The sequence below is a fragment of the Pinibacter soli genome, from assembly GCF_029961145.1.
In the GTDB taxonomy this organism is placed as follows: Bacteria; Bacteroidota; Bacteroidia; order Chitinophagales; family Chitinophagaceae; genus Pinibacter; species Pinibacter soli.
This window is the reverse complement of sequence record NZ_JASBRG010000007.1, coordinates 711,944-729,651: the sequence shown is the minus strand read 5'-3', so window position 1 is coordinate 729,651 and position 17,708 is coordinate 711,944. Positions and strand designations below refer to the sequence as shown.

Sequence of the window (17,708 nt, the reverse complement as noted above, 5' to 3'; positions counted from 1 at the left end):
GAGAATGAACAGCTATTTATCAAAAATACTAATGCCATTGATGGTGGCAGGCACTTTGAGCCTCCCGTCATGTACAAAATACCTCGACAAAGCGCCATTGAGTGATATCGCTCCCAATGATGCCTATAAAAATTTCAGAAACTTCCAGGGCTTTACTGAAGAACTTTATAACTGTATACCACTGGTAAGTTCACAGGATTTTCATAACAACTGGAACTTTGGTGAAGATGAATTTTGGGAAATTGGGGAGACGCGTTTGTTTGCTTACTCTATTGACCAGGGTGACTACTGGGCATGGAACACTGCCGGCTATAGCTGGTTTAAAACTGGCGGAAACCCTTCTACGCAAGTGCGTGGTGACAAGGGCCGGCTGTGGGGATTGTCATGGTATGCGATACGCAAAGCAAATATAGGTCTTGCAAATCTTGACAAACTCACTGATGCAACGGACCAGGAAAAAAGTCTTATCGCAGGTCAGTTGTATTTTTTCAGAGGATGGTTCCACTTCATGCTTATGCAATACTGGGGCGGCCTTCCTTATGTTGACCAGGTGTTGCCATCAGACCAGGTGATCAAATTGCCTCGCCTTAGTTACCAGGCGACAGCCGATAAAGCCGCTGCGGATTTTAAAAAGGCGGCAGAGCTATTACCTGTTGATTGGGATCAGACAGATGTAGGTTTACAAACCAAGGGCAACAATAATTTTCGCATCAATAAGATCATGTCTTTAGCCTATCTCGGAAAGAATCTTTTATGGGCCGGAAGTCCGTTGATGAATCGGGAGTCCACCGGTACCGCTGCTTATAATACAGACTATTGCAAAAAAGCATCAGACGCACTCGCGCAGGCTTTGTCACTTACCGAGTCTACTAACCGCTACAAACTTGTTGACTTCGCAAATTACGCCCAACTGTTTTACACATTTAACCAGAGCGGTAAAATGCCGGGACTCGAGGAAGCCATCTTCATTGAGAACATGGCAGAGTCCGGAAACCGCTGGCGCTTTAACCAGGTAAATGATTATCGCCCGATGACCATTAACGGGTCCGGTATTAAAGTTTATCCCACCGCAAACTATGTAGATTATTATGGCATGGCCAATGGACTTCCCATCGTTGATCCTGAAAAAAAAGATGCAGAATCAGGCTATGACCCGGAGTATCCATGGAAGAACAGGGATCCGCGCTTTTATAACGATATCCTTATTGATGGTGAAAAATGTGCTTTGAATACAGCCGGTAACCTTTCCGAAGATCGCCAGTACGCCAGCCTTTACACCAATGGAACATATAGAACGGCAAATGGTAACAAAGCAGCATGGACTGGATACCTCAACTCTAAGTTTACTTCAAAACTGATGAATGATTTTGATGGCTACAGAGAGAACAACGTATTCGCTCTAAGCTTCATGCGACTGGCAGATGTATACCTCTTGTATGCGGAAGCTACTACCGTAGGTTATGGTTCTCCGCAAAGCACTGGTAGTGGTTATAGCCTGAGCGCAGTAGGCGCCGTAAATAAAGTGAGGACGAGAGCGGGCGTGGCAAATGTGTCAGCTAAATTCTTAAATACCGTAAATGATTTTATGGGTGAAGTGCGGAGAGAACGTGCAGTAGAGCTCGCTTTTGAAGGGCATCGGTTTATAGACCTGCGTCGTTGGTTGCTGTTGACTGAACGCCCTTATACGCTAAAGAAAGCCATCCAGTTTGATCGTGCCATGGATGTTCCAAACAATGTGCTGTATCTGAACCCACGAAACGGACACGTTAAAAATTTCAGGGAAACGGTGTTGTTTGAAAGACAACTCGGACAGCGCCACTATTGGTTTCCATTTCTTCGAAGCGATGTGAACCTGTATGAAGAATTCAAACAAAACCCGGGTTGGTAAAAAGCAAAAAACTATACAATGAAAAAAAATATAAAGGTTTGCCATGCTTTGATTGCGCTCTTCTTACTGAATACTTCAACAATCATGGCACAGGAAAAAAAGGACAGCGTGGTGAATGTAGCTTTTGGAACAGTGGCGAAAAAAGATTTGACAGGCGCTGTTACTACCGTGAATATATCCGAATTATTTAAAAAGAATTATTCTACTTATAGCCTTGATAACCTGGAAAGTTTTGTAGGTGGTTATACAGGAAATATCTGGGGACAGGCGGGGCTTATTTTGGTGGATGGTATACCTCGCAGAGCGACAGATGTCCGCCCGGTGGAGATTGAATCTATTACCGTTTTAAAAGGGGCAGATGCCGTTGTTTTGTATGGCAGCAGTGCCGCAAAAGGAGTAATACTTATTACGACTAAAAGGGGAGCTGTAAAGCCACTCACCATTGATGTGCGTGCCAACACAGGGCTCTATGTACCTAAAAGCTATCCCAGTTACCTGAAGGCTGCGGACTATATGACTTTGTATAATGAAGCCAGCCGCAATGATGGCATCGCTGAAAGATATTCGCAGGATCTGATTTCAAAAACAGCTGCGGGTACAAATCCTTACAGGTATCCGGATGTCGGTTTTTTTACGGATGAATATTTAAGAAAAGCGTATTCAAAATCAGATATTACCACTGAAATTTCAGGCGGCAATGAACGTGCAAGATATTATACCAACATCGGCATGTTTTACAACAATAGTATTGTAAAGTATGGTGAGCAGAAAAACAACAATGATGTCGGGTTTAACGTACGTGCCAATGTTGATATGAACCTGAACAAATGGCTCACGGCCTCTATGGACGCGGTTGCGATAGTCAACAACAGTTACCAGGGTCGGGGAGATTTCTGGGGTGCATCTTCCACCATACGACCTAACTTGTTCTCTCCATGGGTGCCGGTAAGCATGCTTGATACGGCCAATAAATCGCTGCAAACAATAGTAAATACAAGCAATCACGTAATTGACGGCAAATATCTTTTAGGTGGTACATCTACAGATCAAACCAATGCCTTTGCTGATATGCTCGCTGCAGGTTATATCAAGACCAAGAATCGCACTTTTATGTTCAATGTTAATGTGGGAGCAGATCTCAGTGCGATCCTGAAAGGCTTGTCGTTTAAGACAGTGTATGGAATGGATTATACATCGATCTATTCAGAAGCCTACCAGGTGCCTTACGCTGTATATGAACCAACATGGGCAACAATAAATGGTGCCGATGTGATCACCGCACTAAAAAAATATAACAACGACGGTAATTCTACTAATGAGTTTATCGGCAGAACATCTTACTCACAAACGATGACGATCAGGTCGCAGTTTAATTATGATCGTGTTTTTAAAGAAAAACATTCTGTAAGTGCAGCATTGCTGGGTTGGGGTTATATCACGCAAAATTCCAGCGATCCTGATAACAATGGAGGAAGCGGTTATCATCCTATTAGAAACACCAATCTTGGTTTGCGCGCAGGATATGATTTTCGCAAGAAATATTATGTTGACTTCTCCACTGCATTGGCACATTCCACAAAGTTGCCATCAGCAAAAAGAGATGCGCTGTCACCGAGCGTGACACTGAGTTGGAGACTAAGTGATGAAGGTTTTTTTAAAGGAGTAAGCTTTGTTGATGATTTAAAAATCAGCGCTTCTTATTCTTCCCTCAACCAGGATATTGATATCACCAACGGTACAACAGATTGGTATTTATACCAGGGCTATTACGACAACAAAGGTGGATGGTACCAATGGCGCGATGGTGTGGCTGGCGGCTGGACCACTGGCTCAAAGCGGGGGGACAATCCTAACCTCGGTTACATTAAAAGGCAGGAATTTCGCGCAGGGTTGAATACTTCTCTTTTCAAAGGGTTGATCACATTGGATGCGAATTACTTCCAGCAGAAAACGGAAGGCCTCCTTACACAAGGCGCCTCCACTGTTTTTCCATCTTATTTCTCTAACTGGGATTTCTCTTTTCTTCCTTACTTAAACTTTAATAATGATAAACGCTCAGGAATCGATTTTAATGTAGGCGTTCACAAAAAAGTAGGCCAGGTAGACCTTTCACTAGGTGCGGTAGGAATGTACTACACGTCAAAAGCTGCAAAAAGAGATGAAGTGTACCAGGATGCGTATCAATACAGAGCTGGTAAACCACTCGATGCTGCCTGGGGTTATGTTAGCGAAGGGTTCTTCCAGGATCAAAATGACATCACCAATCACGCGAAGCAAACTTTTGGCGATGTTAAACCGGGAGATATTAAATACAAAGATGTCAATGGAGATGGCGTGGTAGATGGTAAGGACCAGGTAAACTTAGGTCACAATGGATTTGCTGCAGCGCCGTTTTCATTTGGTTTGAACTTAACTGCAAAGTGGAAGCATTTCACCCTCTTTGTTTTGGGTTCAGGAAATACAGGAGCTATCTGGTTCAAGAACAGTGCTTACTACTGGGTTCGTGGTGCGAGCAAATATTCCGATGTAGTTTGGGGACGCTGGACAGAAAATAACAAAAACACTGCAACGTATCCACGATTAACAACAACCAGCAATAACAACAATTTCCAAAATTCAACTTTCTGGATGTACAAAACAGATCGGTTCAACCTCTCCAGGGTTCAACTAACTTATGATTTCGGTGAAAATGTTTTCAAAAAATCTTTTGTTCATGGCCTTAGCATCTATTTCAAAGGAGATAACCTGCTGGTAGTATCAAAAGAGCGCAAGCTGATGGAAACAAATATTGGAACAGCACCACAGTTCCGTTTTTACAACCTTGGTGTTAAGACTTCTTTTTAATGACCTATAAAGCGCTTTAAATATGAAAATAAAACTGCTAATACTTTGTGTCTTCGTTCTCTCGGCAATGGGTTGCAAGAAATTTTTAACGCCTGAAGAAGAGAACCTGAAAACAATTGATCAGATGTACACGGATGCGGCATATGCACAAGGTTTTCTTGTGAATGTGTACAGATCAATTCCTGCTTATTACGATAACAGTGATTATGCTACAGATGATGCGGTGACCAATCAAAAAACAAATACCTACCTGCAAATGGCTACCGGTTCTTGGACCTCTGCCAATAGCCCGGTATCGGTTTGGAACGCAGCATACGGATCTATTCAATACATCAACCTATTTTTGGAGAATGTAGATAAAGTAAAATGGGCGCAGGATCCGGAAGCAGCAAAGTTGTTCAACATTCGAATGAAAGGAGAAGCATATGGATTGCGTGCCCTTTACATGTATTACCTGTTGCGTGCCCACGCGGGCTTTACTGCTGATGGACAATTGATGGGTGTGCTGATCCTACCACAGTTTCAAACTACGGGATCAAACTTTAACGTGCCACGTGCAACTTTTGAAGACTGCGTGAAACTCATCTATAAGGACCTGGACAGCGCAGAACTTTGCCTGCCCGTAGAGTACAATGACGTCACGACAAGTGCGCAAATACCTGATCGATTCAAGGTAGCTACGCAAAGACCAGAAGTTTACAACCGGGTGATGGGCCAATATTCCCGCCAGTTGTACAATGGTTTAATAGCAAAATCATTTCGCGTAAGAACGAGCTTGCTTGCTGCCAGTCCGGCATTTCAAAATGCGTCTAATACAACTACCTGGGCGAAGACGGCAGACAATGCCGCAATGATCATTGATTACAAAGGCGGAGCCAATGCGCTGCCTGCAAATGGTGGTACATACTATGCGAACACCAGCGAGATTGATGGATTGAGTGGTGGTATCAATCCTTCTGAAATCATTTGGCGCGAAAACATTCTTACTAACAATGGTGACCAGGAAGCACAAAATTATCCTCCCTCATTATTCGGTACAGGTTATATGAATCCGACACAAAACCTGGTTGATGCATTTCCCATGTTGAATGGTTACCCGATAGGCAATGCCAATAGTACTTACGATGCAACCAAACCATATGTGGGAAGGGATCCAAGATTTGCCAAATACATCATCTATAACGGCAGTACAGCAGGTGTTTCTAACGCTGTTATCAATACCGGCAGCCAGTCAGGTAGTGACAATGGCATCAACGTTCGTGAAACATCTACACGCACAGGGTATTATATGAAGAAACGGCTTCGTATGGATGTTAACCGCAACCCTTCAGCGACCTCCGGGAAGAACCACTATAACCCAAGGGTTCGTTATACTGAAATGTATCTCGCGTATGCTGAAGCGGCAAATGAAGCGTGGGGGCCAACAGGAGCCGGTGGTCATGCCTATTCAGCGTATGATATCATCAAGGCGATTCGCAAAAGAGCAGGTATAGGTACAACCAATGGCGATGCTTATTTAGAAGAGTGTAAAGGGGATGTAAACAAAATGCGTGAATTGATCCGCAATGAAAGACGTATCGAACTATGTTTTGAGAGTTTTCGTTTCTGGGATCTTCGCCGCTGGAAACTTAACCTCAATGAAGTGGCTAAAGGCATGGATGTTAACGGTACCACGTATGCACTTTTTAATGCCGAGACACGTAATTACGATGACTACATGTATTACGGTCCTGTCCCTTATTCCGAGCAATTGAAATTTACTAACCTGGCACAGAACAAAGGTTGGAAGTAATCAACATTAATTCATGAATTGAAACTCGAGTTATGAGAAAAAATAGCATTTTCTTTTGGTTGGTCATCGCTGGCGGCGCACTAACAGCATGCAATAAAAATCAAAGTATTACTTATCCGGACTTTGATTATCAAACAGCTTATTTTGCCACGCAATTTCCGGTAAGGACTGTGGAGCTGGGAGAGGACCTGTTTGTAGATAATTCACTCGACAATGAGCACAAAGTATCCATCAAAGCCACTACTGGTGGTGTACGTGAAAACCAGCATGATGTAGTCCTTGATTTCGCAGTTGATGCGTCGCTTTGCAATGGGTTGTACTTTACAAGCGGCGGTAACAAAGTAGTGCCGCTTCCGTCAAGCCATTATAAGTTGGCGTCAAACCAGATTGTCATTCCTAAAGGCAGTATTCTTGGTGGCGTTGAGATGGAGTTAACCGATGCTTTTTTTAATGATCCCTTATCCATCGGCAACAACTACGCAATGCCATTTAAGCTGACAAATGTAAAAGGCGCTGATTCGATTCTTAGAGGACTGCCATCTGTTTCCAAGCCCAATCCCTGTATTGAAGGTAACTGGGTAGTGAAACCACGCGACTTCATAATCTATGCTGTTAAATATGTGAACCAATGGCATGGCAATTACCTTCGTCGGGGGGCAGATGTGATTACTGGCAGCGTGAATACCACTGTTGTCCGTCATAAGCAATATGTGGAAAATGATGAGGTAAATAAGGCCACGACCACATCACTGTCCCAGGTTTCTGTGCCTGTGATCTTCAAAAATCAATCAGGAACAAATATCACCTGCAACCTATTGTTAACCTTTGACAAAAACGGAACCTGTGCGATTAGCTCCGGCACGAACCTGGTGACAGCTACAGGCAGCGGTTCATTTGTAAAACGCGGCGAAAAAAATAGTTGGGGCAGCCAGGACCGTGATGCCATCTACCTAAAATATACAGTAGACATCCCTGCACAAAATATGCACGTGCAGTCTACAGATACATTGGTATTGCGTGACCGCGCAGTAATGATGGAAACGTATACTCCTGTTGTGCAATAACCTTTTTGCACATTATTCTATGAATTTGTTGAATAGTAAAGCCCAGGCTTTTTAATCGGAAATACAGTCGATGTAGAAAAGCCTGGGCCCTTTCAACTGCCTCCGGTACTATTTTACAATCTTCAATCAAACAAGAGCCATATAAAATGAAAAAGATTTTTACCACTTTTTTATTGTTCGCTATTGTGCAATTTTGTACCCTGGCACAATCCTCCAACGTGCTGCTGCGAAGACCTGTTTCGTCTTCCAGTCCTATGTATTTAATGCATATTGATACGTGGAACTATCCTGATCCTCAAAAGATCATAGATCTTATTCCCGCAGATGTCAAACCCTATGTGGTTATGAACATCTCGCTTTCGATTAGTCATGATTCCACAGGACGGTTTAATATTGCGGAGTATGGATATGAGACTGTGAAATCGTGGTTAAGGGTGTGCGCTGAAAACAGGATGTGGGCAACGGTACAGGTGGCAAGCGGAGGCATGACGCAAGCCCAGTTCTCTGAAAAGGATTTGACTGTTTATGAGGATCTGTACAAAACATATCCCAACCTGCTAGGCTTTAACTATGCTGAACAATTCTGGGGATATGATGCAGCTAATGATCCCATTTCGGTAGCATGGAACGACCGCATCACGCATTTTGCGGACCTTTTGAAATTGAGTAACAAGTATGGCGGCTTTGTAATTGCGAGCTGGTGCGGTAACCAGTATAGTCCTAATATTAACCCGATAGGGATGCTCAAACGCAATCCTGCGTTTGCATCGGCCTGCCAGCAATACACCAAAAATTTTATTCTTTGTGAGAAATATACCCAGAATGGCTACCAGTACGATATGGAGAGCATTTGCCTTGGTGCCTATCTTTCAGGCTTTAGCGGCAACTATGGTATCCGTTATGACGATACCGGATGGACCGATTCTACCGGGACACATACTTCCGGAAGTTTTACCATGGGTACGGCAGCAACGCCTATATTGGAGCACGCTATGCTTACCGGTGAAACAGTTGTTGATGGCCCTGAATTGATCTGGACACAGTGTTTTGAAGAGACCAGTCCTTTAACAACAACCAACGGGTACACCGCTCGTAATTGGCATACCTTCCCTCAATTCGATAATGTAAGTGTCGATTTGTTTCGCAAAGTACTTGATGGTACCGTCCGTATTCCTACACGCGAAGAACTTATTAAGAGAACAAAAGTTGCCATCATCAATAATGTGAATAGCGGCCCTGCGGATTCGATATATAGTTCGCCGCAGAGCCTGTTTCAAGGTTTGTATTCAATGGATGGCAACTACGAGAATAATAAAACTTTCTTCAAGAAATCAGGGCGGTATCCCACCATTCCAACTGTTTACCAGTTGTCGGATGCAACGGCAAATTCTTTTTCGGTAAAAATAAACCGCTCAGATTATAACAACCGTTGGCCTAGTTTGAATGCAAAAACGAATGAACTCGACAACCTGTTTCCGCTGGAATACTCAGGAGATATATACGCGGGTCGTCATGAAAATGGCTGGGTAGTTTACAATCCTTACAAAACAGTAAGAACAGCAAACGGACGCATTCCATTTAAATACAACACTGCGGACAGCATGGAGCTGGTGCTTTCACAATACACTGCAGGGGTAATAAAAGAAACTTCTAACCAGTTAAAAATATACCTGAACAATTACGATAATAAAATCAACCCTGTACTTAAAACAGATGTGATCAAAATTTATGGCAGCACATCACAGCCAACGTGGTCCTATACAGACAGGGCTAACCACCAGGCCAGCAGTCTTTCCGGAAATTGGTCGGGGAGTGTTTTCACACTAACCATCATGCACAATGGACCGTTGGATATTGCCATTAATTGTTCCGGCACAGCTATAGGTCGGTTAACGACGTACACGCCAGCAACCCTTGCTGCACCTGACCGTCCGGCTGCGTATGCAGGTTCCCGCCAATACGAAGCTGAAATTTTTGATTATAAAAATATTTCCGGGATTGTAAAAAATGGTTACTCTGGTAGTATCCGAAATTATACGGGCCAGGGTTATCTGCAACTTGGAACAAGCGCCTCTGCTGCCGTTCGTAAAACAGTGAACGTCCTGCAGCCCGGAGCTTATTTGTTGCAAACAAAATATTCTGTAACCGGCGATGATATTACCAATCTTGATCTCTATGTAAACGATGTGAAAGTTGCTACACCAACATTTACACAAACGTCTACAGCAAGTGATTGGAAAATCAATGCACAAGCTGTTGTATTAAGAACGGGCGTCAATACCCTTGAGTTAAGAGCAAAAGCCTCAGCTTCAGTGAGCATGAATATTGACAACTTTGTTTTGTCTGCAGGTTCTGTGGATATGTATCATTTCAATAGTGATACCGCAACCACGGTCGCAACCAATCCTGCTGCACTCGTAACTACTTTAAAAGCAGGAACAGCGGGCGTTGTGTCTTACACTGATGCTTTAGGTAATAGAAGCAATGCATTAAAAGCTTATTCAAACGGAATTGTTAACGGCACTGGCGTAATTGATCTTGATCTTTTTGCGGCGGCTTCCAATTACAGCATCACGTGGAAAGAGTTTGCATCGACCGCAGGTGGAAAAAAAGCAGTGTTGCTGCGTGGTAGTGGTTCTTCCTCTTATGCTACAGGCATGAAACAAGGTTATCTTTTTGTAACAGAAAATAACGGAGATAATACAGTTTCACTTCGACCTTACATTGTGAGCTCTGCTGGAATCAATGCACAGGCAAATTACACATCATCTTTCACCGTGACTGCTAATAGTCCAACGTGGTACCGTGCAACAGCTTTCGGCAACACCCTGAAATTTGAATGCTCCAAAGACAGCATCTCGTGGGAGGGAGGAAAAACAGCTACCTTCACCGACAACACTTATGGCAGCGGTACGTCACAACTATTGTGGGGTTTTGGTGCCAACAATTTCTCATGGGCGATGGATAATATAACGTATGATGCTCCTAAACTCTCCGCCAATATCGGTTCCCTCGAAGGGTTCAGTTATGCTGAAGGAAAAGGTCCGTCTTCAAGCCAGCGCTTTATCATTAGCGGGCAGTCGCTGAAATCAAATGTTATCATAACTGCGCCATCAGGCTATGAAATTTCACTGAGCGATACATCGGTATATAAAGGCACATTTAGCTTGTCGCCGGTAAACGATTCCTTGCCTGCAGCTGCTGTTTACGTACGATTAAAATCAGGATTGTCTTCTGGTATTTTCAAAGCGGCAGTAACCGCTACTGATGGAGAAAATGTAGTGAATATCAGTGTTAGTGGCAGTGTGACCTTGCAGAAAATTTACAGCTTCACAGACGATGTTGCCGGTATAGCACCAACAGATCCTCCTGCAGCCAATATTACCACCGGAACTAGTAACGGTGCAACAGCGGGTGTTGTGTCGCGCACTGACCTGAGCGGTACTAGTAACTACCTGAAAGCGTACAGCGGTGGTGCAAGAAATGCTACTGGCGCATTGAACCTCGACCTGTTTCCAACTGATGCAAGCAATTATTCTGTTAGCTGGAAACAAGTGCTTGAAGCACCCGCTGCCGGTAAGGAATATAAGAACGGTGTATTGCTAAGAGGTACCAACCCTGCAGGGACTGCCACTACGGGGTATGTTCAGGGACTTAAACAAGGCTATGTTTTCATTGTTTATAATTCGGGGGTGTCTAGTCCGCAGTTCAGGATATACCGTTCCACGGCAGCTACCAGTCTTACCATGCTGGTGAATGCAAGTGCTGGCGCGGCTCCTGTTGCAAACAAGCCAATGTGGTATAGGGCAACCGCAACAGGCACTAATCCCGTTACCTTGAAATTGGAATACTCAACTGATAGCCTAACCTGGAGCACCGGCGCTCAAACCTCGGACGCGGCTACTCCAACTTATACAAGTGGCTCTACACAATTTGTATGGGGGCTGGCAGCGGCCAGCTATGATTTTTATATAGACAACATTACCATGAACGCTGCACCACAAGCCGCTGATATTACTGTGTCTGATGCTGTGCTTTCTGGTTTTGCATCTACAGAAGGAAGCGGTCCTTCAGCCAGTAAATCATTTACAGTATCCGGTGCCAAACTCACTGATAGTTTGCTTATCATAGCACCTGCCACTTTCGAAGTATCGAAACAAGCAACAAGCGGTTATGCGAATACACTTGCCTTGTCTCCAACGGGCGGCAACCTGGATTTTACCACTGTTAATGTACGCATGAAACAAGGTCTTTCGGCGGCTGATTATGGAGGTAATCTTACATTCAGTTATGCAAGCCAGCCAAGTGGTTTTGACAAGGTTATTACACTGAAAGGATCGGTGGTAAAGCCAAATCTCGTTGCAACAACATCTGCCGCAATTAACGATCTTGGATATGTTTTGCCGGGCGGTAACGCAGCAGTACGTTCGTTCTTTGTATCGGGCAGCAGGCTTGCGCAAAATGTTGTGGTAACAGCTCCTGCAAACTTTGAAATTTCTCTTGCTGAAGGTGCTGGTTATACTAGTGCTATTGGTCTTACGCCAACAGATTCAGTACTGGCAACGACAACCGTGTATGTAAGAATGACTGCAGGATTAGTTGCCGGAATTTATACAGGTACCATCAATCTTAGTTCATTAGGGGCAGACAATAAAAGCCTGGATGTAAGTGGAAATATAGCTTCGAATGCTTTTGTGAGCACGTCTGCAACAGCCATTACTGGTCTTGGTTACAGCACATTTGCTGCCAACAATTCTGCGGCCGTTTCCTTCATTGCATGGGGACATCCGCTTGCCGGTGATATCACCATCACGGCGCCTGCTAATTTTGAAATTTCGAGGACGGCATCAGATAATTTTGATGCATCGGTCACGTTGGGCAACAACAACGGAACAGTTGATTCAACCATCATCTTTGTTCGTTTGAAAACAGGACTTGCAGAAAATAAATACCAGGGAACTATGGTTATTTCATCTGTGAAAGCAACGGATAAAACGATAACAGTTGCAGGGATTGTAACCTCCAACAGGATATATTCTTTCTCACAAGACATTGCTTCCTCCATCGCCCAAAATCCGCCTGCTGCCAACATCACAATTGGCACAGCGAATGGGGCGACTGCAGGTATTGCTTCTTACACAGATGCACAGGGTGCTAGCAGCAACCGTTTCAGAGCTTATACAGGAGGCACAAGAAATGGTACAGGCGTTGCGAATTTGAACCTCTTCCCAACTGACGCTACAGATTACTCTGTTACATGGAAACAAAACATTGGTACTTCTGGCATCGATTATAAAGCAGGTTGCCTGTTGAGAGGAACTGGTACTGAGGGAACCGCAACAACAGGTTACGTTCAGGGAATGAAAAATGGGTACGTGTTTATTGCTTACAATGCAGGCAGTTCACGCACCGAGTTCAGGATATATCGTTCTACCAGTGCAACGTCATTAAATACGTTAGTGAACACCGCAGTAAGTACGCTTATTCCTGCAGTGGGTCAAAATATTTGGTATCGTGCTTCTGCAAAAGGTAATGCCCCTGTGAATTTGAAATTCGAATATTCGACCGATAGTATTAACTGGAACATCGGCTCTATTGCTACAGATGCAGCAGCAGATGCATTTGCTACAGGATCAACACAACTTGTATGGGGGTTGAGTTCTCCGGGATTCAATTTCTATATGGACAATATCACTTATCGTTCACTCGTACCCGTGCCTCAAACTTTGGTGATGGATACGATACCTATTAAGACAGCAGGAGACACAGCCTTCCAGTTGCATGCAACTGCCTCATCAGGCCGCCCGGTTGCATTTACCAGCAGTGATACGACGACTGCAAGAATCGCCGGAGATTGGGTACAGATATTGAAGAAGGGCACGGTTACCATCACAGCCAATCAACCGGGTGATGATGTGTTGTTGCCTGCTGCCGACACCAAAATCCTGAGCATTCAAGGTAAATTGCAGCACATTTTGTTTGACAGCATTTCTCCAAAATTGATTGGTGACACGGCCTTTCCGCTCACAGCCACTGCTAGTTCAGGATTGCCGGTTATTTACAGCATCACCAACACAGGCATTGCAACTATTGACAATGGCTATGTTACCATGCTTACGCCGGGCACCGATACGATCATTGCGATACAGCCTGGTAATAACCAGTATGATGCAGATACAGCATCAAGAGTGATGGTAGTGAATAGCCTCCATATTGCATTGCAATACAGTGACGGCGATGGCGGCAATGGTTCTAACAATGTGATCAAACCTTATTTCAAAATTGTAAACAATGGCGCTAGTCCGGTTGCGTTGCAACAGCTTACAGTTCGTTACTGGTTCACGCCGGAAAATTTCACCGGTACTATTAATAGCTGGGTTGACTATGCACAAATGGGCAACAGTAAAGTAGCAATGCAATATGTGCCGGCGTCTCCAGCACGACAAGGAGGTTATGGCTACATGCAATACTCGTTCCTTCCATCTGCTGGTAATGTAACAGCGTCGGGAAATACAGGTGTGATTCAAACACGTTTTGCGAACGGCGATTGGTCAGTGTTTAGCGAAGCAGATGATTATTCTTATGTACCCGCAGCTCCTTACGCATCTAATGATAAAATAACAATTTATCGCAATGGCGTGTTGGTGTGGGGAACCGAACCCCCGATAGCTGAGCAATTACTAATTGTAAAAGCATATACGCAAAGCAAGTCTGGTGCAAAAAATACAATCGGCAGCACTTTGCAGTTGAATAATGAAGGCAACCAACCAATAGCTTACAGCGATTTGAAAGTTCGTTACTGGTTCACAAGGGAAAGCAGCTCTTTGCTTAATTATTGGATCGACTATGCGAAAATTGGCAACGACAAAGTGAGTGCAAAATTTGTAACCGTTCCTTCAACAACCGACAGTGCGGATACCTATATCGAGTTTAGTTTTGCATCGTCACTTGGCAGCCTGTATCCGAAAGCAGGCTCGGGAGACATCAATTACCGGATCGCTAAACAGGACTGGAGTGCCTTTGATCAGCGAAATGATTATTCGTACAGACTGCCTTCTGTAGCACTTTCCGAGAACACGCGGGTGACAGTGTACAACGGAACCAACCTGATCTATGGCACAGAACCTGCAACCGGATTGTTATCCAGTCAAAGCATAAGGCTGATGCAGCATACAACCCCTGTAATTACTGCGACAAGTGTTTATCCTAATCCTGCAAAACGAACATTCAATATTGTTCCGGCTTCAGGAGTAGATACACGACATGGCATAGTTGTCAAGATTACGAATCTGAGCGGCCAGGTAGTATACATTGAAAACATCAGGGAGTACGCTTCAGGACCCATACAGGTCAACCTGATAAAAGACCTGCCACCGGGAATGTATTTTGTTTCCATCAACAATGAACAACCTTTGCGTTTAATGATTGAATAGGCTTGATCATAAAACAAGATAGCGGGTGCGGAGTTTTCCCACCCGTTTATCGTTTTATAGGGCAAGACTTTTGCTGCCTGCGCAAGCCCCCTGAAGATATGTGAACTCATGGAAAATTAGCGGCACTGCGAAAGGACGTGACAACTAATAAACGAACATTAAACATTTCTATTCTTATTTAAAACAATTCTTCCGCTGGTTCCCACGAACATCTTATAGTTTGCATGGTATCATCAGGCATGGTGTCATGCCAGGGTTTTGTTTCCCATATTACCATTATTTAAAGTAAAAAAGAGTCGCATAATTTATGAAGTTACAATCAGTTATTTTGTGCTTACTGTGGATGTATTCATGCAATGGCATAGTACGCGCCCAGAATCCCATTGTTCAAACGCATTTTACTCCCGATCCCGCACCGATGGTGTATAACGGAAGGGTATATGTTTATACGGGAGATGATATTCCCGGCTACGATTTTTATTACATGACCAAGTGGCGGGTCTGTTCTTCCGCAGACATGGTGAATTGGACAGACCATGGTGTTCCTATTACACTCGAATCTTTTTCCTGGGCGAGGGATCGCGCATGGGCTTCGCAATGCATCGAACGCAACGGAAAATTCTACTGGTACATCTGTGCGCAAACAGTAGACAATAACGTAGCTATTGGAGTAGCCGTTGCCGACCATCCAACCGGTCCTTTCAAAGATGCGATTGGCAAACCGATCATAAGTACTGGCAGCTGGGCAAATATAGACCCCACAGTCTTTATCGACGATGACGGACAGGCTTTTTTATACTGGGGCAATCCCAATCTTTACTATGTGAAATTAAATAATGACATGGTTTCTTACGCGGGAGATATCATGCAAATACCTCAAACAATTGAGTCCTTCGGTGGTGTACGAGCTGCGCGAAACACTGGTGGTGCAGCATCCGCGGCAGAACCAACCAAAGATATGTATGTCGAAGGGCCATGGTTTTATAAACGCTCCGGCAAATATTACCAAATGTTTGCAGGAATGACAAAGGGGAATGAATGTTTATCCTATGCCATGAGTGATGCACCAACAGGACAGTGGAAGTACCAGGGTAAGATTATGACCGATCAACCTGCGAACAGTTTTACCAATCACGGAGGCATCATTGATTTTAAAGGAAACTCCTATTTGTTCTATCATACCGGTCTTTTGCCAGGCGGCGGCAGTTATGGCCGTTCGACTGCGGTTGAGCAATTTAGGTACAATGCCGATGGAACCATACCATCGATCAGGATGACAAAAGAAGGCGTGCAACCAGTAGCGACACTCGATCCCTACAAACGTGTGGAGGCGGAAACAATAGCGTGGGCTGAAAAATGCAAAACCAGCCAAAACAAAGAGGGGGTTTTCGTGACCAGTATTCGCAACGGCAGTTTTGTTAAAGTTCGGAATGTAGATTTTGGAGCCTCGTCTCCTCAAGCGTTTTCCGCATCGGTTGCTGCGGGACTGGATGGTGGAGTGATGGAAGTGCATGTGGATAGTCTTGCGGGAGCGACACTTGCCATGTTCAATGTTCCGCGCACCGGCGGTTGGGAAACATGGACCACGATTACTCGGCAAATACAGACAGCTGTTACTGGTGTTCACGATGTTTATTTTCTTTTTAAAGGACAAAACCTTACGGCCGGTCGTGAACTTTTCAATTTCGATTGGTGGTCATTCCAAAAATGACTCCAAATCTAGTTAGGCTATTTATCCACTTGCAAAATATTTCATCAATCATGAAAAAGAGAAATCAACGGTTTGAAAGTAAAGGTTTCAAAAGTTTTCTATTGTGTTGCCTGCTTTGTTTGATAAACAACCTTACCCATGCACAGGACAATAATTTCTATATTTTCCTTTGCTTCGGGCAATCCAATATGGAAGGCAATGCAAAGTTTGAACCGCAGGATACTGTTGGTGACAGTCGCTTCCAGGTAATGGAAGCTGTTGACTGCGCGGGTCTTGGAAGGGTGAAAGGTCAATGGTACGCCGCTGTTCCTCCGCTTTGCAGATGTTCAACCGGTTTAACGCCATCGGATTATTTTGGAAAAACAATGGTGAAAAATCTTCCGGCAAATATCAGGGTAGGCGTTATTAATGTCGCTGTTGGTGGGTGTAAAATAGAATTGTTTGACAAGGACCTTTGCAAAGATTATGTTACAAACGCACCAACGTGGATGCTCAACATGATCAGGGAATATAATGGAAGTCCTTATGAACGCATGGTGGAAATAGCAAGACAGGCACAGAAAAGTGGCGTGATAAAAGGAATACTGTTGCACCAGGGCGAGTCCAACACAGGAGATACAACTTGGACAAGTAAGGTGAAACATGTGTATGATAACCTGATCACTGATTTAAAACTCCACAAAAATTCAGTGCCACTGCTGGCAGGAGAACTTGTGAGCGCGGCTCAGGGTGGAAAATGTGCCAGCATGAATGCTATTATCAATACGCTTCCGCAAACCATTCCCAACGCTTATATTATTTCGTCTGAAGGTTGTACTGCCATTAAAGATGGCTTGCACTTTGATGCTGCCGGTTACAGGGAGCTAGGCACCAGATACGCCGCTCAAATGTTATCGTTACTTGGTTACACTATGCAAAAGAAAGGATCTGTTGCCAATGCAAACTGATTCACTATGATATTGTATGTGAAAACAAA

7 protein-coding genes are annotated in these 17,708 nt (G+C 44.1%); all 7 read left to right on the top strand.

Features of this window, described 5'->3' with window-relative positions; genetic code table 11:
* Positions 1–4 precede the first annotated feature (4 nt).
* The 7 genes from QJ048_RS13860 (at position 5) to QJ048_RS13830 (ending at position 17,679) form a co-directional block, all read left to right on the top strand.
* Complete coding sequence (locus tag QJ048_RS13860; protein ID WP_282334971.1) at positions 5–1,888, top strand: RagB/SusD family nutrient uptake outer membrane protein; 1,884 nt, start codon at positions 5–7, stop codon at positions 1,886–1,888.
* Positions 1,889–1,906: 18 nt separating this feature from the next.
* Entirely contained in the window at positions 1,907–4,732 is a 2,826-nt protein-coding gene (locus tag QJ048_RS13855) for a SusC/RagA family TonB-linked outer membrane protein (RefSeq protein ID WP_282334970.1), read from the top strand.
* A 22-nt stretch (positions 4,733–4,754) separates the two neighbouring features.
* A complete protein-coding gene (locus tag QJ048_RS13850; RefSeq protein ID WP_282334969.1) occupies positions 4,755–6,524 on the top strand; it encodes a RagB/SusD family nutrient uptake outer membrane protein in 1,770 nt (589 codons plus the stop codon).
* A 32-nt stretch (positions 6,525–6,556) separates the two neighbouring features.
* Positions 6,557–7,588: a DUF5627 domain-containing protein gene (locus QJ048_RS13845; protein WP_282334968.1), complete on the top strand. Its 1,032-nt coding sequence runs from the start codon at positions 6,557–6,559 to the stop codon at positions 7,586–7,588.
* A 146-nt stretch (positions 7,589–7,734) separates the two neighbouring features.
* Positions 7,735–15,021 (top strand): glycoside hydrolase family 98 domain-containing protein, encoded by a 7,287-nt coding sequence (locus QJ048_RS13840; RefSeq protein WP_282334967.1) that lies wholly within the window; start codon positions 7,735–7,737, stop codon positions 15,019–15,021.
* Between the two features lie 307 nt (positions 15,022–15,328).
* A complete protein-coding gene (locus QJ048_RS13835; RefSeq protein WP_282334965.1) occupies positions 15,329–16,732 on the top strand; it encodes a glycoside hydrolase family 43 protein in 1,404 nt (467 codons plus the stop codon).
* Between the two features lie 50 nt (positions 16,733–16,782).
* Positions 16,783–17,679 carry a sialate O-acetylesterase gene (locus QJ048_RS13830; RefSeq protein WP_282334964.1) on the top strand — a complete coding sequence of 299 codons (897 nt, stop codon included), beginning with the start codon at positions 16,783–16,785 and terminating at the stop codon, positions 17,677–17,679.
* Positions 17,680–17,708: the final 29 nt, after the last annotated feature.

Bases quoted from the DNA above. Each gene is read 5' to 3' on its own strand.
- QJ048_RS13860 (WP_282334971.1), top strand. From the start codon at position 5: ATGAACAGCTATTTATCAAAAATACTAATGCCATTGATGGTGGCAGGC.
- QJ048_RS13855 (WP_282334970.1), top strand. From the start codon at position 1,907: ATGAAAAAAAATATAAAGGTTTGCCATGCTTTGATTGCGCTCTTCTTA.
- QJ048_RS13850 (WP_282334969.1), top strand. From the start codon at position 4,755: ATGAAAATAAAACTGCTAATACTTTGTGTCTTCGTTCTCTCGGCAATG.
- QJ048_RS13845 (WP_282334968.1), top strand. From the start codon at position 6,557: ATGAGAAAAAATAGCATTTTCTTTTGGTTGGTCATCGCTGGCGGCGCA.
- QJ048_RS13840 (WP_282334967.1), top strand. From the start codon at position 7,735: ATGAAAAAGATTTTTACCACTTTTTTATTGTTCGCTATTGTGCAATTT.
- QJ048_RS13835 (WP_282334965.1), top strand. From the start codon at position 15,329: ATGAAGTTACAATCAGTTATTTTGTGCTTACTGTGGATGTATTCATGC.
- QJ048_RS13830 (WP_282334964.1), top strand. From the start codon at position 16,783: ATGAAAAAGAGAAATCAACGGTTTGAAAGTAAAGGTTTCAAAAGTTTT.